The following is a 21737-nucleotide window of genomic DNA, read 5'->3' as shown; positions in this document are numbered from 1 at the left end:
ATATAACTTTAGGTCTTAGCCTCCATGCCATGAGCATGGAAGTGACCGCCTGGCATCAGCTGTATTCACTGGACAACAAACTGGAGCGTCGCCCGATCTCGAAGGCGACGCTCCGCCGCGTCTGGGGCTTCGCCCGGCCGCATCGCGGGAGAATCGCGGTTTTCCTGGCCCTGAGCGTGGTGATGGCGGCGCTCGCGGTGGCCCCGCCGGTGCTGGCCGGCCGGGTGCTCGACGCGATCGGCGCGGGGGAGCCGATCGGCGTGGTGACCGGACTCGCCGGGCTGATCGCCTGCCTGGCGCTGGCCGAGGCCGGGCTGGGGCTGGTGGCCCGGTGGCTGTCGGCGGGCCTCGGCGAGGGTTTGATCCTGGACCTGCGCACGGCGGTCTTCGACCACGTGCAGCGCATGCCCATCGCCTTCTTCACCCGGACGCGTACGGGCGCGCTGGTGAGCAGGCTCAACAACGACGTCATCGGGGCGCAGCGGGCGTTCACCGACACGCTCTCAAGCATCGTGGGCAACGTGGTGACGCTGGTGCTTGCGGTCAGCGTGATGATCTCGCTGTCGTGGCAGATCACGCTGCTGGCGCTGCTGCTGCTCCCGGTGTTCGTGCTGCCCGCCCGCCGGATGGGGGTCAGGATCGCCCGGCTGCGGCGGGAGGCCGCCGACCACAACGCGGCCATGGGCACCCAGATGACCGAGCGGTTCTCGGCGCCGGGCGCGACGCTGGTGAAGCTGTTCGGCCGGCCCGCCAGGGAGTCGGCGGAGTTCACGGCGCGGGCCGGGCGGGTGCGCGACATCGGGGTGCGCACGGCCATGACGCAGTCGGTGTTCGTCACCGCGCTGACGGTGGTCTCCTCGCTGGCCCTGGCGCTGGTCTACGGGCTCGGTGGCTACTACGCGCTGGTCGGGCGGCTGGACCCGGGCTCGGTGGTGGCGCTGGCGCTGCTGATCACCCGGCTCTACTCGCCGCTGACCGCCCTGGCCAGCGCCCGGGTGGACGTGATGAGCGCGCTGGTCAGCTTCGAGCGGGTCTTCGAGGTGCTGGACCTGGAGCCGCTGATCAAGGACAGGCCGGGCGCGCGGGCGGTGCCGGACGGTCCGGTGTCGGTCGAGTTCGACGACGTACGGTTCGCGTACCCGTCGGCCGACAAGGTGTCGCTCGCCTCGCTGGAGGAGGTGGCCGCGCTCGACACCCGAGGCGGCGTGGAGGTGCTGCACGGCGTCTCCTTCACCGCGGCGCCCGGTCAGATGGTGGCCCTGGTCGGCTCGTCCGGCGCGGGCAAGTCGACGATCGCCCAGCTCATCCCGAGGCTGTACGACGTGGACGCGGGCGCGGTCCGGATCGGCGGCGTGGACGTGCGCGACCTGACCGCCGACTCCATCAGGGAGACGCTCGGCATGGTGACCCAGGACGGCCACCTGTTCCACGACACGATCAGGAACAACCTGCTGTTCGTCCGGCCGGACGCGCCCGACGAGGAGCTGTGGGACGCGCTGCGCCGCGCCAGGCTGGGCGCCCTGGTGGAGGCCCTGCCCGACGGGCTGGACACGGTCATCGGCGAGCGCGGCTACCGGCTGTCGGGCGGCGAGCGTCAGCGTCTGACGATCGCCCGGCTGCTGCTGGCCAGGTCGCGGGTGGTCATCCTGGACGAGGCGACGGCCGCGCTCGACTCGACCAACGAGGCGGCGGTGCAGGAGGCCCTGGCCGAGGCGCTCGACGGGCGGACCGCGGTGGTGATCGCGCACCGGCTGTCCACGATCCGCGCCGCCGACGTCATCCTGGTCGTCGAGGACGGCCGGGTGATCGAGCGCGGCACGCACGCCGAGCTGCTCGCGGCCGGGGGCCGCTACGAGGAGCTGTACCGCACTCAGTTCGCCGAGCCCGCCGTCGCCGCCTGAGGCTCGGCGACGGGCGGCTCGGCACGGTCCGCGCGCAGCGTGTGGAGGGCGACCGGGATGGCCGCGAGCAGCACGCCTCCCGCGATCACCAGCGTGAACTGGTAGCCGTCCAGGAACGCGGTCAGCGGCGCGCCGCCACTGGCCGCCTGTCTGGCGGTCAGCACCGCGCCCAGCACGGTGATGCCGAGCAGCCCGAACACCTCCCGAGACACGTTCAGCACGCCCGAGGCCACGCCGGAGCGGCCCGCCGGCATCCCGTCGAGCACCGCCGCGGTGAGCGGCACCAGCAGGCCGCCGCCGAGCCCGTACATCAGGAACCACGGCAGCACGTCCGCGTACGTCCCGTCCGCGCCGATGCCGGAGAGCATGAAGATCGCGGCGCCCTTGAGCGCCATCCCGAGCGCCACGGTGCGCCCGATGCCCAGCGCGGCGCTGACGCGCGAGGACAGCACCGCCACCGTGCCCATGAGCAGCGCCATCGGCACGAACGCGGCCCCGGCCTCGGTGGGCGTGAAGCCGAGCACGTTCTGCAGCCACAGCGCGCTGAAGAAGTAGATCCCGAACACGCCGAACGACCAGATGCCGCTGGTCAGGGTGCCGCCGGTGAACCGCCGCGACCGGAACAGCGACAGGTCGATCATCGGCTCCGCGGCCCGCGCCTCCACCGCCGCGAACGCCAGCCCGGCCGCCGCCGCCAGGCCGAACGCGCCCAGGATCGGCGCCGACGTCCAGCCCGCCGCCTCGCCCTCGATGAGCGCGTACGTGAGAGCGAGCAGCGCGGTCGCCGAGGTGGCCAGGCCGGGCAGGTCGAGGCCACGCCGGACGCGGGCGAAGGCCGGCCGGACCGCCCACAGCGCCAGGGCGGAGGTCGCGATCCCGATCGGCACGTTGATCAGGTAGATCCAGCCCCAGTGCAGGTTCTCGCTGATGAAGCCACCGGTGACGGGCCCGAGGGCCATGGACAGCGCGCCCGCGGCGCTCCAGACGCCGACGGCCCGGCCCCGCTCGCCCGGTTCGGGGAAGAGCTGGGTGATCAGCGACAGCGCCGTCGGGGTGAGCAGCGCGGCGCCGACGCCCTGGACGGCGCGGGCGGCGATGAGCGCCCCGCCCGAGGCGGCCAGCCCCGCCGCCAGCGAGGCCGCGGTGAAGACGGCCAGCCCGGCGAGGAACACCCGCCGCGCCCCGAACACGTCCGCCAGCCGCCCGCCGACCAGCATCAGCCCGGCGAAGACCAGGATGTACGAGCTCACGATCCATTCCAGCCCGGACAGGGTCAGCCCGAGGTCGCGCTGGATCGTCGGCAACGCGACGTTCCCCACGTTGTTGTCCAGGTACGTCATGAAGGTGCCGAGCGTCACCGCGCCCAGCGCGACCCATCGTCGCTCCATCGTCTGCCCCCTATACGTAGTACTTGTACGCCGTATAGGAGAACGTGTACAGCGTATAGTTGTCAACCGTGATGGGAAAACTCTCCGCGGACGCGATCATCGAGCGCGCCCTGCAGATCGGTGACGCCGAGGGGCTGGACGCGGTGACCATCAGGCGCCTGGCCACCGACCTGGGCGTCACTCCGATGGCCCTCTACTGGCACTTCAAGAACAAGGAGCAGCTGCTCATCGGCATGGCCGGCCACCTCATCGCCGGCTTCGCCTTCCGCCCCGCCGACGACCGCCCGTGGCAGGACCGGCTGCGCGACCTGATGGAGAGGCTGATCCGCACCCTGCGCGCCCACCCGTGCGCCAAGAACGTGCTGGAGCAGATCAACCAGACCGAGGTGCCGGCCTTCCTGGCCGTCTGGGACGAGACGCTCGGCCTGGCCGCGTCCGCCGGGTTCACGCCCGAGGAGAGCTGCCTGATCACGAAATACCTGCTGCAGGGCGCCATCTCCATCGCCGACGCCCCGGTCCACTTCGACGCCAGTCGCACGCCGGAAGAGGTCGCGGAGATCGTCCGGGTCAAGCGGCTGGCCATCGAGTCGCTCCCCGCCGACCGCTACCCCAACCTCGTGGCGATGGCCGGTCCCATGGTCCAGAACTCGCCACACCTGTACGACACGTTCGGCGTCGACCTGATCCTGGCCGGCGTCGAGGCCCTGGCGGCCAGGCGCTAACGAGGCGAGCGGGCCAGGGCGGCGAGCGCGGCGCCGGCCAGCGCCACCGCGAACAGCACCGCGTACGTCCGCTGGAAGCCGGCCATGAGCTGGTCGAGCGCCACCGGTGAGAGCCGTGACAGGGTGCCCGCGTACACCTGGGCCCGCACCTGCGGGCCGACCGCGCTGCCGAGCACGCTCAGCGACAGGCCGACGCTGAGCACGACCCCGACGTTCATCACCATCAGCCTGAACCCGTTCACCACGCCCAGGCTCCCGCTCGGCAGCGCGCCCATCACCTGCGTGGTGTTGCCCGTCAGGAACGTGCCGCTGCCGCAGCCGGCCACGAACAGCCCGAGCCCGATCACCGAGTACGGGGTGCCCGGGTCGGTCGCCAGCAGGAGCGCGCCGAGCCCGGCCGAGCTCATCAGCGCCCCGCCGATGGACAGCGCGTACGGTGACACCTTCCGGCCGAGCGCGCCCACGATCGGCGAGGCGAGCCCCATGCCGACCGGCACCGGCAGCACGCTCAGCCCGGCCTCGAACGCGTCCAGCCCCCGGGCCGCCTGGAAGTAGAGCGCCACCACGAGGATCAGCGAGGCCCTGGCGATCGCGTTGCAGAAGGAGGCCAGGTTCGCGCAGGCCAGCATCCGCCCGCCGAACAACCGCAGGTCCAGCACCGGATGGGCGGCCCGCCGCTCCACCAGCACGATCAACGGCACCAGCACCGCGAACACGCCCGCCCCGGCCAGGACCAGCGGGCTGCCCAGGCCCCTCGACCCGGCCTCCGACAGGGCCAGCAGCACCGCCGAGAGCGCCGCGAACACCAGCGCGTTGCCCAGCGCGTCCACCGGCCGCCTGGGCCCGCGCGGCATCTTGCGCAGCGTGATCGCCCCCCAGGTGAGGGCCAGCAGCCCGGCGGGCACGTTCACCCAGAAGATCCACTGCCAGCCCGCGGTGGACGCGATCAGGCCGCCCAGCGTGGGCCCGGCCAGTTGCGCCACCGACAGGGTGCCCATGTAGACGCCCATGCCCTGGCTGAGCCGGTCGGGCGGGAACGCCTCGGTGATGATGACGGTGCCGTTGGCCAGGATCATCGCCGCGCCCACGGCCTGCACCACCCGCATGCCGACCAGGAACCACACGTCGGGCGAGAACCCGGCGAGCAGCGAGGCCAGGGTGAACAGGGCGAACCCGGTCAGGTAGACCTCCCGCCGGCCGATCAGGTCGGCCACCCGGCCGAAGAACAGCAGGCTCGCGGTGTTGGTCAGGAGGAAGGCCAGCAGGATCCACCCCGACTGGAACGGGGTGGCGTGGAAGTGCCGCACGACGGTCGGCAGGGCCACGTTGAGCGTGCTGCCGGCCATGCCGATGAGGATCAGCCCCAGACTGGTGACCGAGCACACGCGCCACGCGTAACGTAACCGGGCCTGATCGGGGGTGACGGCGACCATGCCTTCCACTATGACGTACGACGTACGCCTGCGGTCAGCCGGGTGAAGGTTATTCTAGAATGCAGTTCACCGAGCGCGTTTCTTGAGTCCCTCCAGGTCGTGGATGACGACCCGGCGCCGCCCGGTCTCGATCAGCCCCCGGTCGCGTAACGTGCGCAGCGCCTTGCTGACCGCCTCCCTGGACGCGCCGGTCCACCCGGCCAGCTCGTCCTGCGACAGCGGCAGCGCGACCCGGACCCCGCTGTTGGTCTTCTCGCCGTAGCGCTCGGCCAGCTCGATCAGCCGGGTGGCCACCCGGCCTGTGGTGTCGAACGCGCCGTACTCGATGCGCTTGCGGTCGGCGTCGCGCAGCCTGCCGGTGACCATCTGCATGAGCAGCACCGCGATCCGCCCGTGCGCCTGGAGGAACCCGGCGAAGTCGCGGACCACGATGCCGGAGATGGGCTCCAGCGCGGTCACCGTGGCCGAACGGGGGGAGCCGTCGATGGCCGACATGTCGCCCAGCAGCCCGCCGGGCCCGCGCACGGCCAGCACCACCTCGGTGCCGCTCGTGGTGTGGGAGGACACCTTGACCCGGCCCTCGGTGAGCACGAGCACCCAGTCGGAGGTGTCGCCCTCCGACATGACCGTCGTCCCGCGGTCCCACCTGCGCGGCCGGCCGGCCGCGCGCAGGGCCTCGATCTCATCGTCGGTGAGCATGGAGAGGAACTCGCCGGACTCTGCCTTCATGCGCCCGATTATGTCCGTACGAAGAGCGCTGTAGCTATCGCATTGTCGTGAGAACGTACGCCTCGACGAGCTCCTGTTTGCCCTTCAGGCTCAGCTTGCCCAGTGGCCGCACGGTGACGCCCTCGCCGAGCGCCTTCAGCGTGGCCGCCCCGATCACCACCGTGCCCGGCTCGGCCAGCGACTCCAGCCGGGAGGCCACGTTCACGCAGTCGCCCATCGCGTTGAATCCGCGCAGCTCAGGGCTGCCGATGTTGCCCACCAGCGCCGGCCCGGTGTTGACCCCGACCCGGAACGTCGGCCACGGCTCCTGGTCGACCCGCTTCCACGCCATCTCCTCCGCCACCTCGGCGGCGGCCCGCTGCATCGCCAGCGCGGCCCGGCAGGCGGCCTTGGCGTGGTCGGCCTGCGTGGCCGGGGCGTTGAACAGGGCCAGCAGCGCGTCGCCGACGAACTGCACGATCGTGCCGCCGTTGGCGAGGATGCACGGCACCGCCGCCGTGTGGTAGCGGTTGAGCATCTCCACGATCTCGCCCGGCGCCACCCGCTCGGAGAACGTGGTGAACCCCTTGAGGTCGGCGAAGAGCGCGGTCAGCTCCTTGACCTGGCCGCCCAGCTCGGCCTGCGACGGGTCGGCGAGCAGCGCGTTGGCCACGTCGGGCGACATGTACTGGCGGAAGAGCGTGTTGAGCTCACCGTAGAGCCGGGCGTTCTCCATCGAGATGGACAGCTGCCCGGCCAGGGTGGCGGCCAGCGCCTCGTCCTGCGCGGTGCGGCCGACCGGCACCTCCAGCACTCCGGCCAGCCGGTTCTTGACGGTGAGCGGGAACGCGACCCGGTCGTCCCGCAGCACGGGGGACTGCCCGGCGAACTCGTACGTGCGCGAGCCGATCTGCGCCCGGCCGTCGGCCACCAGGCCGATCCGCACGTCCCCGTACGCCTGCCTGACCCGCTCCAGCGCGGTGGCCAGCAGCTCCTGCTCGGGCAGGCCGACGCGGGTCTGGGCGCTGACGTCCACCAGCGCGGCGAGCCGCTCGGACAGCTCGCGTTCGTCGGCCAGCGCCCGGCTCGCCCGGTCGAGCACCGCGGCCTGACCCTCGCTCAGCCGGAACTTGCCCGACAGCCGGGCGGCGGCCAGCGGCTCGCCCCGGCGCACGTGCTCGACCAGCTCCTCCAGCGCGCGGTCGTAGTCGCGCTGGATGCGCCGGACGGTCGCCGACAGCGCCACCGAGTCGAACAGGCCGGCGCTCGACCCCTCACGCCTGAACTGCAGGTAGGCGCTGTAGGCCACGAACGCGAAGGCGAAGGTCAGCAGGACGTGCCACTCCCACCACGTCAGGTGCCAGTTGAGCTGCGGCATCCCGGCGACCATGGACTCGGCCAGCAGCGCGTAGGCGGTGATCAGGCTGATGAGCATGGGCGACGGGCGCCGCCGGTGGAGGGCGAACATCATCATGCTGGCCGCCGCGTAGAGGATGAGCCCCGGCACCGACAGCCACACCAGCCAGGCGACCGGGTCCGTCAGCGGCGGCCGGCTGAGCGGCGTGATGTCGGGGATGAGCGAGGCCAGGCCCCATAGGGCCATGAACCCGAAGAGCACGCCCCGGATCAGGTGCTGGGCACGTAAGACGCGCCCCGCGGCCTGCTCGCCCAGCGGCAGCGCCGAGGCGAACGCGAACCCGGAGGCGATCGTCAGCCCGACCGCCTGCCCCAGGTCGAACCCGAGCGACCCGGTCGGCAGGATCACCTTGGGGGTGGCCAGGCCGTGCAGGAAGAAGAAACCGGCACTGCTGATGAACACCATGGAGACCAGGAACAGGCGGGCGTCCTGCCGCCGGCGCGAGGCCTCGCTGATGAGCGTGCCGAGCCCGACGTTCAGCCCGGCGACGATCACGATCATCCAGAAGTGGCTGGGGTTGTGCTGCCATTCGACGTTCAGGTGCGGCTGCGCGATGAGCAGCCAGAACCCGAGCAGGGGCAGCGACAGATGGATCACCCAGACCACCCCGCGCACCGGCTGGGTGGCGGGGGGAAGGTAGGGCGCGGGTGTCGGCACCCCCCGATTATCCACGCGGTACGGGGCCTGCCAATGCGTCCTTTTACCGGCATCAACATTCTTGACGAGTCAAGTAACGTCAGCCCTCCATGTCACGTTCTGTTCCGTAATCGACACGTTATGTGAACAGGTAATCCTGTGGAACGTGTGAAGCGTGTGAATCACGAGTAATCCGTATCCGAGAGGGACCAACGATGAAGATTCTGCGCGTGGCCGCGGTGGGCGCGCTTGCCGCCTCGCTCCTGACCGTGGGCGGCGCCGCAGCCGCCTCCTCCTCTGCCACCACCGCGGCGGCGGCCGGAGAGGTCACCGCCTGCGTGCACAAGAAGACGCGGTACGTCCGGATCGTCAACCCGACGGCCAAGTGCCGGACGACCGAGATCCGCATGAAGATCGGCGGCGGCGAGACCGTGACCCAGACCGCGGTCACCTCCGGCCCGAAGGGCGACACCGGCCCGCAGGGTCCCAAGGGCGACACCGGCGCCCAGGGTCCGCGCGGCCTGCGCGGTCCCCAGGGCAAGCAGGGCGTCCAGGGCCCGAAGGGCGACTTCGGGCCGTCCGGCCCGAAGGGGGAGCAGGGCGAGCAGGGCCCCAAGGGCGACACGGGCCCGGCCGGCCCGAAGGGTGAGACCGGCCCTCAGGGACCGAAGGGCGAGAAGGGCGAGCCCGGCAAGGACGGCAAGGACGGCAAGGGCTCCGTCACCTTGACGACCTACACCAAGACGCAGCAGTTCTCCCGCAGCGGCGCCAGCGCCAACTGCAACCAGGGTGACCTGGCGACCGGCGGCGGCTTCGCCGTCAGCTCGGGCACGCAGGTCATCGCCAGCGCCCCCACCGGCTCCGGCACCTGGACCGTCACGATCCAGGGCCAGGGCCAGACGAGCGGCACCGTCTTCGTGGTGTGCCTGAAGAAGAGCTCCTGACACACCGAAGGGGCCGGTACGGGGCGCGTACCGGCCCTTTCTTCGTACGACGGGTCAGCCGAACAGCGCCGGCAGCGTGGCCGCGTGCTTCTCCCGCAGCTCCTCGACCGGCACCTCCAGCACGCCCTCGACCACCAGCGACGTCCCGCCGGTGACGCCGAGCCCGTAGCACGGCACGTCCTGCTCGGCGCAGAGCCTGGCCAGCTCGTCGAACGCCTCCGGCCGCACCACGGCCAGCGCCCTGGCCGCCGACTCGCTGAACAGCTCGGTGAACGGGTCGCCGGTCAGCGTCACCTCGGCGCCGACGCCGCGCGCCATGCACGACTCCGCCAGCGCGATCGCGAGACCGCCGTCGGACAGATCGTGCGAGCCCGCCAGCAGGCCCCGCCCGGCCGCCTCGACCAGCACCCGGCCCAGCGCCTGCTCCGCCTCCAAGTCCGCCTCGGGCGGCAGGCCGCCCAGGTGGCCGTGCTCGACGTGCGCCCACTCCGAGCCGCCGAACTCGGCCCGCGTCTCGCCCAGCAGCGCCACCCGCAGCCCCTCGCCGGTGAAGCCGGTCGGCACCCGCCTGGCCACGTCGTTGATCACACCCAGCACGCCGACCACCGGGGTCGGGTTGATGGCGGTCGCACCGGTCTGGTTGTAGAAGGACACGTTGCCGCCGGTCACCGGCACGCCCAGGGCGCGGCAGGCGTCGGCCAGGCCGCGCACCGCCTCGGCGAACTGCCACATCACCTCGGGGTCCTCCGGCGAGCCGAAGTTGAGGCAGTTGGTGACGGCCAGCGGCCTGGCGCCGGTGACGGCCACGTTGCGGTACGCCTCGGCCAGCGCGAGCTGAGCCCCCGCGTACGGGTCGAGCTTGGCGTAACGGCCGTTGCCGTCGGTCGCCAGCGCGATGCCGCGGGTGGTCGGCTCGGCGCCCTCGATGTCCTCCGCGACGCGGAGCATGCCGGCGTCGGCGGGCTGCGCGAGCACCGTGTTGGACCGTACGTACCGGTCGTACTGGCTGGTCACCCACTCCTTCGACGCCAGGTTGGGCGACCCGAGCAGCCGCAGCAGCGTCGCCCGCAGGTCGGACGGCCGCTCCAGGCGGTCGGGGGTGTCGGCGTTGAGCGCCGCCTGGCCCGACGGCTCGTGGTACGGGCGCTCGTAGACGGGGCCCTCGTCGGCCGCGGTGCCCGGCGGGATGTCGACGATGACCTCGCCGTCCCAGGTCATCACCAGCCGGCCGGTGTCGGTCACCTCGCCGATGACCGTGGCCGGGACGTCCCACTTCTCGCAGATCGCCATGAACGCCGGGATGTCGGCCGGACGGACCACGGCCATCATCCGCTCCTGCGACTCGCTCATCAGGATCTCCTCCGGGCGCAGGGAGGGATCGCGGAGCGGGACCAGGTTGAGGTCGACGTCCATGCCGCCGGTGCCCTTGGCGGCCAGCTCGGTGGTGGCGCAGGAGACCCCGGCCGCGCCGAGGTCCTGGATGCCGACGACCACGTCGGCCGCGTACAGCTCCAGGCAGCACTCGATGAGCAGCTTCTCCATGAACGGGTCGCCCACCTGGACCGCCGGCCGCTTGGCCTGCGACTCGTCCTCGAACGTCGCGCTCGCCAGCACGCTCGCGCCGCCGATGCCGTCAGGCCCCGTCGAGGCGCCGAACAGCACCACCTTGTTGCCCGGCCCCGGCGCGGTCGCCAGCTTGATCTGGTCCTTGCGGAGCAGGCCCACGCAGAGCGCGTTGACCAGCGGGTTGCCGATGTAGCACGGGTCGAAGACCACCTCCCCGCCGATGTTGGGCAGGCCCAGGCAGTTGCCGTAGTGGCCGATGCCCTCCACCACGCCCGGCAGCACCCGGCGGGTGTCGACCTGGTCGGCGCCGCCGAACCGCAGCGAGTCCATCACCGCGATCGGGCGCGCGCCCATCGACATGATGTCGCGGACGATCCCGCCGACCCCGGTCGCGGCGCCCTGGTGCGGCTCGACGTACGACGGGTGGTTGTGCGACTCGATCTTGAACGTGGCGGCCCAGCCGTCGCCGATGTCGACCACGCCGGCGTTCTCGCCCATGCCCACCAGCAGCGCGTCGGAATGCGGCGCCTTGGTGGCGAACTGCTTCAGATGCACCTTCGACGACTTGTAGGAGCAGTGTTCGGACCACATGACGCTGTAGATGGCCAGCTCCGAGCCGGTCGGACGGCGGCCCAGGATCTCGCGGACCCGGTCGTACTCGTCCTGCTTCATGCCCAGCTCGGCGAAGGGCATCGGCTCGTCGGGGGTGGCCGCCGCACGGCTGACGGAGTCGGTGCTCATGCGTCCACCAGCTTCTTGAGAACGGAGGTGAAGAAGCCGAGACCGTCGGTGCCCGGCGCGCCGACCAGCTCCTCGACCGCGTGCTCCGGGTGCGGCATCAGGCCGACGACGTTGCCCGCCTCGTTGCGGACCCCGGCGATGTCGTTGAGCGAGCCGTTGGGGTTGCCGCCCACGTAGCGGACCACGACCCGACCGGAAGCCTCCAGCTCGGCCACGGTCTCCGCGTCGGCCACGTAGCGGCCCTCGCCGTGCTTGACGGGCAGGGTGATCTCCTGGCCCGGCTCGTACGCGTTCGTCCACGCCGTGCCGGACGTCTCGATACGCACCCGCTGGTCACGGCAGACATAGTGGAGCGAGGCGTTACGCGTCAGCGCGCCCGGCAGCAGGTGAGCCTCGCACAGGATCTGGAACCCGTTGCAGGTGCCCAGCACCGGCAGCCCCGCCCGCGCCGCGGGCACGATCTCCTCCATCAGCGGCGCGAACCGCGAGATGGCCCCGCACCGCAGATAGTCGCCGTACGAGAAGCCGCCCGGCAGGAAAACCGCGTCGACCCCCTTCAGATCGCGGTCGGCGTGCCACAGCGGCACCGCCTCCCCGCCCGCGAGGCGCACGGCTCTGGCGGCATCCTGGTCGTCGAGTGTGCCTGGAAACGTCACTACGCCCACACGGGCAGCGCTCATGACTGTTGTCCCCTCCGAGGAGTTGCGCAGCCGCCATCTCCATGGCGGGCGGCGGTCACCTCAGGTTATCGGGTACGGCCCCATGCTCCTCATCACCCTCCGCGCTTCCGGCCCGAACAGGAGGATGTCACCGGCCCACCCCTGGCACACCCCGTGCTGTGCGTACAGAATGCGACGATGACCGACAGCCCGCGCATGACCTTGCCCGCCATGCTCGTGCTGGAAGTGATGCTGGCGGATCCGGCCAGGCGCCGTTACGGGCTGGAACTGTGCGAGGAGACACGTCAGCACCCGGGCACCGTCTACCCGATCCTCGCCCGCCTGGAGCGCGAGTTCGGCTGGCTCGAACGGCGCGAGGAGGCCCCGGCCGAGCGCCTGGCGGAGGGCCGCCGCGCCCGGCACTACTACGTGCTCACCCATGACGGCGCGATCCGCGCGCGTGCCGCCCTCGACCGGGCCGGGCGGGCCACCGTGCATCCCGGGACCCCGCGACCCTGAGAGAGCCTGGGAGCCTTCGGCAGCACGCTCGGCGGTCTTACTGCCGGTCGAGCTCGACGGCCTGATGGATGTAATCGCGCAGGGCGTCGTGGTCGAGGTCCTCCGGAGTTCTGATCTTGACGTGCCGCGTTCTCTTCCCTGCGCCCTGGAGCAGACCATGGGCGTCGGCGAACTCGGCTCCGCGGTCGAAGGCGAAGGTGATGTGCGTGCTGCAGGCGCTGATGATCGCCAGGATCCTGTCGCCCCGCCAGGCGGGCGATCCGTAGGCGATCATCTCCCGGGCGTCGGGCGCATGCTGTCTCATCAGCTCGCGCAGGGCCTCGACGGTGGGCCGGTGGGTGACGGGGACCCTGGTGGCGACGTACTCGTCCACGGCTTGCTCGCTCATCGGGTCCGCGACTCCTGTCCGCGCTCGGCGAGGGCGGGACGTCGGGTCATCGTGGTGAGGCACAGGGCGGCGGCCCAGGTCCAGATCACCGCGCCACCGGCCAGCATGAGCCGGAAGTCCTGCGTGGGGAAAGCGGCGAACCCCAGGACCAGGTACGTGGCGGGGGCCACGACACTGTAGGCCGCCCAGCCGCGCCGGCCTTCGCGGGCGAACCGGCGGGCGAACACCAGGCACGCCACGCTCAGCGCCAGTCCCATCCCGACAGGGGCGAAGGAGTGCAGCAGGCCGTGCCAGCTCACCTGGAGAGCGCTGTCGGGGGTTCCCGGCGGGTACCCGTAAGCCGGGTCGGTGGGGAAGATCCCGGCCCAGATCAGGCTGGCCCCGTAGCCGGCCAGGAGCCAGGTGCCCCAGGTCCGGCCCAAGGTCCCAGGTTCCAACACGCGACGCAGGCCGGCGACAGAGGCCAGCACGAGCAACCCGCAGACCACGAACGTCGCGGTCTGGATCCAGCCGTGCTCGCCCAGGCTCAGCATGCTGAGCGGATGACGGCGGGCGTCGAACCCGTCGCGGGTCAGCACCTGGCCGGCGATCATCAGGACGAAGAGCGGGCCGGCCACCACGCCACAGGCGAGAAGGGCACGGGCCGGAACGGCGGGGGTGGGGGAGTCAGTGGACAAGGGGGCTCCTGTGGTCGTCGTCATGGGAAGGAGTCACCGGGCCTCAGCCGTAGAGGGAGCGGCCGGTCTCCAGCAGGGTCTTGAGGTCGCTGAGGACCTGGTTCCAGCCGCCGCCGGCTTCGGGGATGCGACCGGCACTCTGGTCCCCGGTGCGGGGCGCGCCTGTGACGTCGTGGGTGACGGTCAGCTTGGAGACGCCTGCGCCGTCCTCTTCGATCTCGTAGGTCAGGCGGGTGAAGTCCTCGCCCATGAACAACGCCCGCCAGGTCTGCACGAGCCGCCAGGGCGGATCGGCCTCGATGACCTGGCCGTCGAGCACGACCTCGGGAGCCCCGCGCTGCTTCATGGCGTCGCTGGCCATGGCGCGGAAGGAGCCGCCGGGACGCAGCTCGTACGCGACGGGTGACTGGAAGCCGAACTTCGCCGTCCATCCGGGTGTGGTGATGGCCTCCCAGATGGCCTGCGGGGTCGCCTTGATGTACACCTGGTAGACCTGGATGATCGCGCTGTCGTCCGGAGTGTCGGTGGTTGATGACACGGTTCGTCGCTCCAGTTCCTGCTTGAGATCGGCGAGCGCCGCCGCGGAGCGCTCGGTGTACTTGTCGATCCACCGGTCGTGGATCAACCGGATCGGCACAGGGTTGAGAAAGTGCAGCTTCTCCCGCCCCGATCGGCGCGCTACCACCAGCCCCGCGTCCTCCAGCATCCGCAGATGCTTGGCGACACCGAACCGGGTCATCTCGACCTCGGCCTCCAGCGCGCCCAGCGTCCGCCCGTCCCGGGCGAACAGGAGGTCGAGCAGGAACCGGCGGGTCGGATCGCCGAGTGCCTTGAAAACCAGGTCGTCCTCGCTCACTACGGCAAAATAGGTGACCAAAAGGTCACATGTCAACCATGGGCATGCCTGGGGTGGCCTGCCGGGCGTGCGGCAGCGATGGAGCGGGGATCAGCGTGAAGTCGACCTGGTCGTCGAAATCCCACGAGGGCCGTGCGGGTGTGCCCACGTCCCGGTCCAACCCTTCTCGGGACCGCCTGCGCCATGGTCAACGAGGTGACCACTCCATCGAGGCTCACGACTCGGACCGGTCGGCGTTAGCCGCCGGGCGCAGCCCGGCACGGTGGAACGCCCGAGCGGAGCGAGGACCATACTTTGATGGCGGAGCACGCCGGGAAACACAGCCTGAGCCGGGGTGGCGCGAAGCCGATCTTTCAGACCGCGGCGAGCTCGCGGGAGCGGGTGTCGGCCTCGTCTTCCCAGTCGAGCCGCTTGCGCAGGTGAACGGTGGTGCCGCGGCCGGGGGTGATGCCGAACGAGATCTCGTCCACCACCGAGCGCATGATGAGCAGCCCGCGGCCGTTCTCGGTGTCGGCGGGCGGGAACCGGAGGGGCATCGACGGCAGGCCGCCGCCGTTGTCGGCCACGCGGACGTCGCAGCGGCCGTAGCCGATCGACGCGGTCACTTCGTAGCGGTTGGCGGGGCCGCCGTGCCGGACCGCGTTGGAGCAGGCCTCGGAGACAGCGAGCAGCATGTCGGCGATGCACGACTCGCTCACGTTCAGCGAACGCATCGCATCGCCGAGCACTCGCCTGACCATCGGGATGCCGATTGCATCCCGGGGCAGTGCCAACGAGAACTCAATGTCCACCGGACTCCTCCGGGCTCCGGAATGTCACCTGGAGTAGGTTTCCCCGTGAAATCGGGGCTAACCGCAAAATCACGCGGTTGTTATTTACTGTTGGCCCGCCCGTGGCATTGCGGCACGCCGGAATCCGCCTTTATCCACGTCAAAGCACATGTGAAATGTGCTGTCCTACTGTTCCACTCTGACCGTGAAGTCCTCGATCACGGTGTTGGCCAGAAGTGTCTCGGCCATCTTTCGGACATCCGCAATGGCCGCCTCGTCGGCCGGGCCGTCGAGCTCCAGCTCGAAGCGCTTGCCCTGGCGCACGGCCGACACCCCGGAGAAGCCCAGCCGGGGCAACGCGCGGGCGACGGCCTGGCCCTGTGGGTCGAGGATCTCGGGCTTCAGCATCACGTCAACGATCACGCGCGCCACTGCGTTCCTCCTGGGTACGGCGTTGTTGGCAAACCACAGCCTACCGGCGCGTGTTCGCCCCCGTAACGCGGGGAACGGGGAGGGCATGGGGCTTGCGCGAAGGGCTGTGACGTCTGCCACGATGGCCCCAAGCGCGTCCGAACCACCATCACATGGTCCGGCGCACCCGAAGGCCGGCCACAGGTGGCAACCCCACCGAATCCGGCCCCGACCGCACAGGAGTGGCACGTGACCACCGACGCCTCTCGTGGTGCCGAAGCACCCCCTGAGCTCGTCCAGCTCCTCACCCCCGAGGGCGAGCGGGTCCAGCACCCCGACTACGACATTGACCTGACGCCGGAAGAGGTCAGGTCCCTCTACCGCGACCTGGTGCTCGTCAGGCGCGTCGACCTGGAGGCCGTCGCCCTGCAACGACAGGGCGAGCTCGGCATCTGGGCCTCGCTGCTCGGCCAGGAGGCCGCCCAGATCGGCTCGGGCCGCGCGCTGACCGACGCCGACATGGCCTTCCCCACCTACCGCGAGCACGGCGTGGCGTGGTGCCGCGACGTCGACCCCATCAAGCTGCTGGGATTGTTCCGCGGCGTCAACAACGGCGGGTGGGACCCCAAGGAGCACAACTTCCACCTCTACACGATCGTCATCGGCAGCCAGACGCTGCACGCCGTCGGCTACGCCATGGGCATCCAGCGCGACGACGCGACGGCCGCCACGATCGTCTACTTCGGCGACGGCGCCACCTCCCAGGGCGACGTGAACGAGTCGTTCATCTGGGCCAGCGTGTTCAACGCGCCGGTCGTGTTCTTCTGCCAGAACAACCAGTGGGCCATCTCCGAGCCGCTGGAGAAGCAGACCCGCATCCCGCTCTACCGCCGGGCCTCCGGGTTCGGCTTCCCCGGCGTCCGGGTCGACGGCAACGACGTGTTCGCGTGCCTGGCCGTCACCCGCCAGGCGCTCAAGAACGCCCGCGAGGGCCAGGGCCCCATGCTCATCGAGGCGTTCACGTACCGGATGGGCGCCCACACCACCACCGACGACCCCACCCGCTACCGCGTGGCGAGCGAGCTGGAGGCGTGGAAGCTCAAGGACCCGATCGAGCGCGTCAAGGCCTACCTCTTCAAGAACGAGCTGGCCGACCAGGCGTTCCTCGACGAGGTCGAGGCGGAGGCCGACCAGCTCGGCGCCGACCTGCGCCGGCGGTGCCTGGCCATGCCCGACCCTGAGCCGACGGCCATCTTCGAGCACGTGTACGCCGAGCCGCACGCGCTGATCGACGAGGAGCGGGCCCAGTACGCCGCGTACCTGGAGGGGTTCGAGAGATGACCGTGATGAGCCTGTCCAAGGCGCTCAACGAAGGCATGCGCAAGGCCATGGAGGACGACCCCAAGGTCCTCATCATGGGCGAGGACGTCGGCAAGCTCGGCGGCGTGTTCCGGGTGACCGACGGCCTGCAGAAGGACTTCGGCGAGGACCGCGTGATCGACACGCCGCTGGCCGAGTCCGGCATCATCGGCACCGCGATCGGGCTGGCGCTGCGCGGTTACCGGCCGGTGTGCGAGATCCAGTTCGACGGGTTCGTGTTCCCGGCCACCGACCAGATCATCACCCAGCTGGCCAAGATGCCGATGCGCTCGCTGGGCGCGATCAAGCTGCCGGTGGTCGTGCGCATCCCGTGCGGCGGCGGCATCGGCGCGGTCGAGCACCACAGCGAGTCCCCGGAGGCGTACTTCACCCACACCGCCGGTCTGCGCGTGGTGGCCTGCTCCAACCCCGCCGACGCCTACGCGATGATCCAGCAGGCGATCCGCAGCGACGACCCGGTGATCTTCTTCGAGCCGAAGCGGCGCTACTGGGAGAAGGCCGACGTCGACACCGGCGACACCGGCTGGTGGACCCCCATGGACCGCGCCCTGGTGGTGCGCCCCGGCACCGACGCCACGCTGTTGACGTACGGCCCGATGGTCAAGACCTGCCTGGAGGCCGCGCAGGCCGCCGAGGAGGAGGGCCGTTCCCTGGAGGTCGTCGACCTGCGCTCGCTCAACCCGCTCGACCAGCCGCTGGTGCTGGAGTCCGTACGCAAGACCGGGCGGGCCGTCGTGGTCCACGAGGCGCCGGTCAACAACGGGTTCGGCGCCGAGCTGGCCGCGCGGATCACCGAGCGGTGCTTCTACCACCTGGAGTCGCCGGTGCTGCGGGCCGGCGGCTTCTCCACCCCCTATCCGCCGTCCAAGCTGGAGGAGCACTACCTCCCCGACCTGGACCGGGTGCTCGACGCCGTCGACCGCGCCTTCGCGTACTGAAAGGGGGTCCGTGCAGATGAGACGCGAGTTCAGGCTCCATGACGTCGGCGAGGGTCTGACGGAGGCGGAGGTCGTCCGCTGGCTGGTCCAGCCGGGCGACGAGGTCAAGCTCAACCAGGAGGTCGTCGAGGTCGAGACGGCCAAGTCCATCGTCGCGCTGCCGATCTCGTGGGGCGGCGTGGTGCTGGAGCTGCTGGCCGAGGTGGGCCAGACGGTGGACGTGGGCGCCCCGCTCATCGCCGTCGACACGCCGGAGGAGGAGGAACCCGGCCACCAGGAGGCGCTGGCGGAGGACCTCGTCCCCAACCCGCCCGAGGAGGGCGCGGTCGAGCCCGGCGCGCACGGCAGCCCCGCCCCGAAGGAGGAGCGCCAGGCGGTCCTGGTCGGCTACGGCGTCAAGACCGGCACGACCCGGCGCCGCCCCCGCAAGACGCCCGCCCCCGCCACGATCGCGGCCACGCCGGTCGCCAACCCCGACAGGACCGCCACCTCCGGCGCCCCCGGCGTCGCCGAGAGGCCCCTCGCGCCGGAGCCGGTGAGCACCCCCGCGCCGGAGCCGGTAAGAGCGCCGGAGCCGGTGAGCGCCCCGGCGCCGGACGTCCCGGCCCGGGTGGCGGTCCTGGCCAAGCCGCCCGTCCGCAAACTCGCCAAGGACCTCGGCGTGGACCTCACCACCCTCACCGGCAGCGGCCCCCAGGGGTCGATCACCCGTGAGGACGTGCACGCCGCCGCGGCCAGGGAAGAGACGCCGCCCGTCCAGGAGACGGTCCAGGACGAGGAACGCGTCCCCGTCAAGGGCGTGCGCAAGATGACCGCGCAGGCCATGGTCGGCAGCGCCTTCACCGCCCCGCACGTCACCGAGTTCCTCCAGGTGGACGTGACGGAGACGATGGCCGCCGTCCGGCGGCTGCGTGCGATGCCCGACTTCGCCGAGGTCAAGGTCTCGCCGCTGCTGCTGGTGGCCAAGGCCGTCCTGGTGGCGGCCGGCCGGCACCCGATGATCAACTCGGCGTGGGACGAGGCGAGCCAGGAGATCGTGGTCAAGCGCTACGTGAACCTTGGCATCGCCGCCGCCACCCCGCGCGGCCTGCTGGTGCCCAACATCAAGAACGCCCACCGGCTCCCGCTCCCCGACCTGGCCCGCGCGCTCAACGAGCTGGCGGAGACGGCGCGGGCGGGCCGCACCCAGCCCGCGGAGATGGCCGGCGGCACGATCACGATCACCAACGTCGGCGTGTTCGGCGTCGACACCGGCACCCCGATCCTGAACCCGGGCGAGAGCGCCATCCTCGCCTTCGGCCAGGTGCGTGACATGCCGTGGGTGGTCGACGGCGAGCTGGCGGTGCGCAAGGTGACGACGCTGGCCGTCTCCTTCGACCACCGGGTGGTCGACGGCGAGCTGGGCTCGATGTTCCTGCGCGACGTCGGCGCCATGCTGGAGGACCCGCTCCGCATGATCGCCTGGAGCTGACCCGGCCTCCGGGGCCGCCGCGGCGGCCCCGGACCGGCGGTCACCCGGGCAGCGTGGCCAGGACCCGCTTGTCGTCGCTGGTCGGCCCCCACGACCCGATGCCCACCGGCACCCCCAGCGCCCCGGACACCGCCGCGGGCCAGTCGTCCACCGCGTCCCCGTACACAGGCCGTTCCCGCAGCAGCCGCGCCCCCACCGCGGCCTGCCGAGCCAGCCCGTCCGCCACCCCGATCCCGTCGTCCAGCACCGGGGGCGGACCTCCCGCGTACCCGACGCACATCCGCGTCACCGGGGCGTCCAGGTGGGTGAGCGCGAGCACGTCGCACCCGCCGGCCGCCTGGAGCGCGTACCGGTGCGCGACCGCGTCGAAGTGGCCGGTCCGGAACGCCCCCTGCCACGGCCCGAACCGGTTGTGCGGCTCGGGCGGCCCGAGCGCCGGGTCCTCGGTGACCAGCGGCCCGGGCCCGTGCCGGGTGGTGTAGGTGCGCAGCACGCCGACGCGCACCGCCCCGGCCCCGCCGAGCAGCGTCAGCGCGTTGCGGAAGGTGGTGGTGCTCCAGGTCGTGTACGGGTGGAAGCCGTGCCGTTCGTCGAGCAGCACGCCCTGCGCCCCCTCGAACACCACCGTCCCCCGCCGCAGCACCCCTGCCAGGTGCGCGTCGCCGGTCAGCGCCACCCGCCCGGCGAACGCGCGGTAGACCGCCACGCACTCGGCCACCGGCGGCCCGGCGCACCCGAGCGCCTCCCGTACCGCGGCCAGCTTGGCCGCCAGCACGCGCGGCCGTTCGCAGTCGCCCACGACCGGCGCGAGGTCCGGGTGGTCCAGCGCGAACGCCATCGTCTCGCCGACCCCCATCCCGCAGGACCCGTGCCGGTCCGCGCCGCGCGCCAGCTCCCGCCGCCGCCCGGCCTCGACGTGGTACGGGGTGGCGAGCAGCGCGTCGCGGTCCACGGTGAGCAGCCCGTACGGGTCGGGGACGCCGATGGAGACCAGGTGGGCGGCCTCGGCGGAGAGCGCCACCGGGTCCACCACGGCGAACCGCGACAGGTGCGTCGGCACGCCGCGCAGCGTCCCCGAGCCGAACTGGGCGAAGGTGTGGTGCCTGCCGTCGGGGAGCACCACGTTGTGCCCGGCCTGCGCGCCCCCGTTGAAGCGCACGACGGCCTCCACACGCCGCTCGGCGCACCACCAGTCGACGACCGTGCCCTTGCCGCAGTCGCCGTGGCCGAGGTCGACGACGATGACGTGCCCGGTCACGGTCTCAGCGCCGGTCGCCCGCCCCGGCCGCGCCCGGCCAGCGCCCTGGACACCGACGGCCCGGCCGTCGAGCCCACGTCGGCCAGGTGGTGCAGGCCGGTGCCGAGGTCCACGGCGTCCTCGCCGAGCCCGACGGTGAGCGCGATGGTCTCGCAGACGGCGCTGAGGTCGTCGAGCTCCAGCACGTTCTGGCCGAGCAGGCGGCGCCACTCCCGCAGCACCTCGCGGTCACCGGCGTAGCTGGCCCCGGCGGGCAGGATGTAGTACGTGTCGTACTTCCTGGTCACCTCGGTCACGATGGTCTCGACGCGGAGGTCGCCGGGGTTCTCGTCGCCGATGAGGTCGCGGGCCATCGTCCCGTCGAGCCTCCGGTAGGGCAGCTCGTCGCCGATGATGAACAGGTAGCCGCGCCTGCCGCGCTTCTCGTGGCAGTCGATCGAGGTGTGCCGGGCCATGAAGTACATGGCCAGCTCGTACGACTCGCGCTTCTGGCCGCCGCCTCCGCCTTCCAGCAGGATCCGGCCGAGGTGCTCGTCCATCCGGTTGTCCGACTCGAACTGCCCGACCTGCAGCGGCGCCCGGTCGCAGTAGGCGTCGCCGATGGCGCCGAACATGATCTGCGGGTCTCGCGCGTACTCCTTGCGCAGCAGCAGCCCGAGCAGGCCGGGCAGCTTGCGTTGCAGCGTGCGCGGCACGTGGCCCATGGATCCGGTCACGTCGAAGAGCACCGCGATGGCCAGCGAGTCGGGGTGCTCGGCGGAGTCGCGGCTCTCCCGCACGACGCCGTACGGGTCGAGGGCGGGGTGGGTGGTGGTGGCGCCGCCGTCGCTGTAGGCGAAGGCGCTGGCGCCGGTGGCGGCCCGGTAGCGGGCGGCCGCGGTGTAGACGTCGGTGGACCAGATTCCGCTTCCCATGTCGGGTCCTTTCTCGAAGGCGGAGCGGGGGACGATCCGC

20 protein-coding genes are annotated in these 21737 nt (G+C 71.5%); 7 read left to right on the top strand and 13 right to left on the bottom strand.

The window, feature by feature from the left end; genetic code table 11:
• Positions 1-29 precede the first annotated feature (29 nt).
• Positions 30-1901, top strand: a complete 1872-nt coding sequence (locus tag ACGFI7_RS22010) for an ABC transporter ATP-binding protein (RefSeq protein ID WP_393407282.1) — start codon at positions 30-32, stop codon at positions 1899-1901.
• Here the strand turns inward: ACGFI7_RS22010 and ACGFI7_RS22005 are convergent.
• Positions 1871-3289: an MFS transporter gene (locus ACGFI7_RS22005; protein ID WP_393407279.1), complete on the bottom strand. Its 1419-nt coding sequence runs from the start codon at positions 3287-3289 to the stop codon at positions 1871-1873. The genes ACGFI7_RS22010 and ACGFI7_RS22005 overlap by 31 nt on opposite strands.
• A 71-nt stretch (positions 3290-3360) precedes the next feature.
• Between ACGFI7_RS22005 and ACGFI7_RS22000 the strand changes: the two genes are divergently transcribed.
• Complete coding sequence (locus ACGFI7_RS22000) at positions 3361-4011, top strand: TetR/AcrR family transcriptional regulator (RefSeq protein ID WP_393408581.1); 651 nt, start codon at positions 3361-3363, stop codon at positions 4009-4011.
• Here the strand turns inward: ACGFI7_RS22000 and ACGFI7_RS21995 are convergent.
• From ACGFI7_RS21995 to ACGFI7_RS21985, 3 genes are all read right to left on the bottom strand, one after another.
• Complete coding sequence (locus tag ACGFI7_RS21995) at positions 4008-5444, bottom strand: MFS transporter (protein WP_393407276.1); 1437 nt, start codon at positions 5442-5444, stop codon at positions 4008-4010. The genes ACGFI7_RS22000 and ACGFI7_RS21995 overlap by 4 nt on opposite strands.
• Before the next feature lie 66 nt (positions 5445-5510).
• The gene (locus ACGFI7_RS21990; RefSeq protein ID WP_393407274.1) at positions 5511-6173 is read right to left on the bottom strand and encodes a Crp/Fnr family transcriptional regulator; all 663 of its coding nucleotides are present in this window, start codon (positions 6171-6173) and stop codon (positions 5511-5513) included.
• A 34-nt stretch (positions 6174-6207) separates the two neighbouring features.
• Entirely contained in the window at positions 6208-8226 is a 2019-nt protein-coding gene (locus ACGFI7_RS21985; protein ID WP_393407271.1) for an adenylate/guanylate cyclase domain-containing protein, read from the bottom strand.
• 194 nt (positions 8227-8420) lie between these two features.
• Between ACGFI7_RS21985 and ACGFI7_RS21980 the strand changes: the two genes are divergently transcribed.
• Positions 8421-9149, top strand: coding sequence for a hypothetical protein (locus ACGFI7_RS21980; RefSeq protein ID WP_393407269.1), 729 nt, complete (start codon positions 8421-8423; stop codon positions 9147-9149).
• Positions 9150-9203: 54 nt separating this feature from the next.
• Here ACGFI7_RS21980 and purL read toward each other — a convergent pair whose 3' ends face one another.
• Together purL and purQ are read right to left on the bottom strand one after the other, a co-directional pair.
• Positions 9204-11456 (bottom strand): phosphoribosylformylglycinamidine synthase subunit PurL, encoded by a 2253-nt coding sequence (purL, locus tag ACGFI7_RS21975; protein WP_393407266.1) that lies wholly within the window; start codon positions 11454-11456, stop codon positions 9204-9206.
• Positions 11453-12136, bottom strand: a complete 684-nt coding sequence (purQ, locus tag ACGFI7_RS21970) for a phosphoribosylformylglycinamidine synthase subunit PurQ (protein WP_393407263.1) — start codon at positions 12134-12136, stop codon at positions 11453-11455. The genes purL and purQ overlap by 4 nt, the downstream gene beginning before the upstream one ends.
• A 177-nt stretch (positions 12137-12313) precedes the next feature.
• Between purQ and ACGFI7_RS21965 the strand changes: the two genes are divergently transcribed.
• The gene (locus ACGFI7_RS21965; protein WP_393407261.1) at positions 12314-12634 is read left to right on the top strand and encodes a PadR family transcriptional regulator; all 321 of its coding nucleotides are present in this window, start codon (positions 12314-12316) and stop codon (positions 12632-12634) included.
• A gap of 37 nt (positions 12635-12671) precedes the next feature.
• Here ACGFI7_RS21965 and ACGFI7_RS21960 read toward each other — a convergent pair whose 3' ends face one another.
• From ACGFI7_RS21960 to purS, 5 genes are all read right to left on the bottom strand, one after another.
• Positions 12672-13022 (bottom strand): DUF1801 domain-containing protein, encoded by a 351-nt coding sequence (locus ACGFI7_RS21960; RefSeq protein ID WP_393407259.1) that lies wholly within the window; start codon positions 13020-13022, stop codon positions 12672-12674.
• Positions 13019-13699, bottom strand: a complete 681-nt coding sequence (locus ACGFI7_RS21955) for a DUF998 domain-containing protein (protein ID WP_393407256.1) — start codon at positions 13697-13699, stop codon at positions 13019-13021. Before ACGFI7_RS21955 ends, ACGFI7_RS21960 begins: the two co-directional genes overlap by 4 nt.
• Before the next feature lie 43 nt (positions 13700-13742).
• Positions 13743-14555: an SRPBCC domain-containing protein gene (locus ACGFI7_RS21950; protein WP_393407253.1), complete on the bottom strand. Its 813-nt coding sequence runs from the start codon at positions 14553-14555 to the stop codon at positions 13743-13745.
• A gap of 353 nt (positions 14556-14908) precedes the next feature.
• A complete protein-coding gene (locus ACGFI7_RS21945) occupies positions 14909-15346 on the bottom strand; it encodes an ATP-binding protein (RefSeq protein ID WP_393407251.1) in 438 nt (145 codons plus the stop codon).
• Positions 15347-15511: 165 nt separating this feature from the next.
• Complete coding sequence (purS, locus tag ACGFI7_RS21940; RefSeq protein WP_270154519.1) at positions 15512-15757, bottom strand: phosphoribosylformylglycinamidine synthase subunit PurS; 246 nt, start codon at positions 15755-15757, stop codon at positions 15512-15514.
• Positions 15758-15985: 228 nt separating this feature from the next.
• Between purS and pdhA the strand changes: the two genes are divergently transcribed.
• From pdhA to ACGFI7_RS21925, 3 genes are read left to right on the top strand one after another with little or no spacing between them, the layout of a single operon-like run.
• Positions 15986-17077, top strand: a complete 1092-nt coding sequence (gene pdhA, locus ACGFI7_RS21935; RefSeq protein ID WP_393407249.1) for a pyruvate dehydrogenase (acetyl-transferring) E1 component subunit alpha — start codon at positions 15986-15988, stop codon at positions 17075-17077.
• Positions 17074-18054: an alpha-ketoacid dehydrogenase subunit beta gene (locus tag ACGFI7_RS21930; protein WP_393407246.1), complete on the top strand. Its 981-nt coding sequence runs from the start codon at positions 17074-17076 to the stop codon at positions 18052-18054. The genes pdhA and ACGFI7_RS21930 overlap by 4 nt, the downstream gene beginning before the upstream one ends.
• 16 nt (positions 18055-18070) lie before the next feature.
• Complete coding sequence (locus ACGFI7_RS21925) at positions 18071-19525, top strand: 2-oxo acid dehydrogenase subunit E2 (RefSeq protein ID WP_393407243.1); 1455 nt, start codon at positions 18071-18073, stop codon at positions 19523-19525.
• 40 nt (positions 19526-19565) lie between these two features.
• On the opposite strand, the gene ACGFI7_RS21920 is transcribed toward ACGFI7_RS21925, so the two are convergent.
• Both ACGFI7_RS21920 and ACGFI7_RS21915 read right to left on the bottom strand, forming a co-directional pair.
• Entirely contained in the window at positions 19566-20783 is a 1218-nt protein-coding gene (locus tag ACGFI7_RS21920; protein ID WP_393407241.1) for an adenylosuccinate synthetase, read from the bottom strand.
• Positions 20780-21697, bottom strand: a complete 918-nt coding sequence (locus ACGFI7_RS21915; protein WP_393407238.1) for a hypothetical protein — start codon at positions 21695-21697, stop codon at positions 20780-20782. Before ACGFI7_RS21915 ends, ACGFI7_RS21920 begins: the two co-directional genes overlap by 4 nt.
• Between the last annotated feature and the right edge of the window lie 40 nt (positions 21698-21737).

It is taken from the genome of Nonomuraea sp. NPDC048826 (assembly GCF_043198225.1).
GTDB lineage: Bacteria > Actinomycetota > Actinomycetes > Streptosporangiales > Streptosporangiaceae > Nonomuraea.
This window is presented reverse-complemented; position numbering and strand designations above follow the sequence as displayed.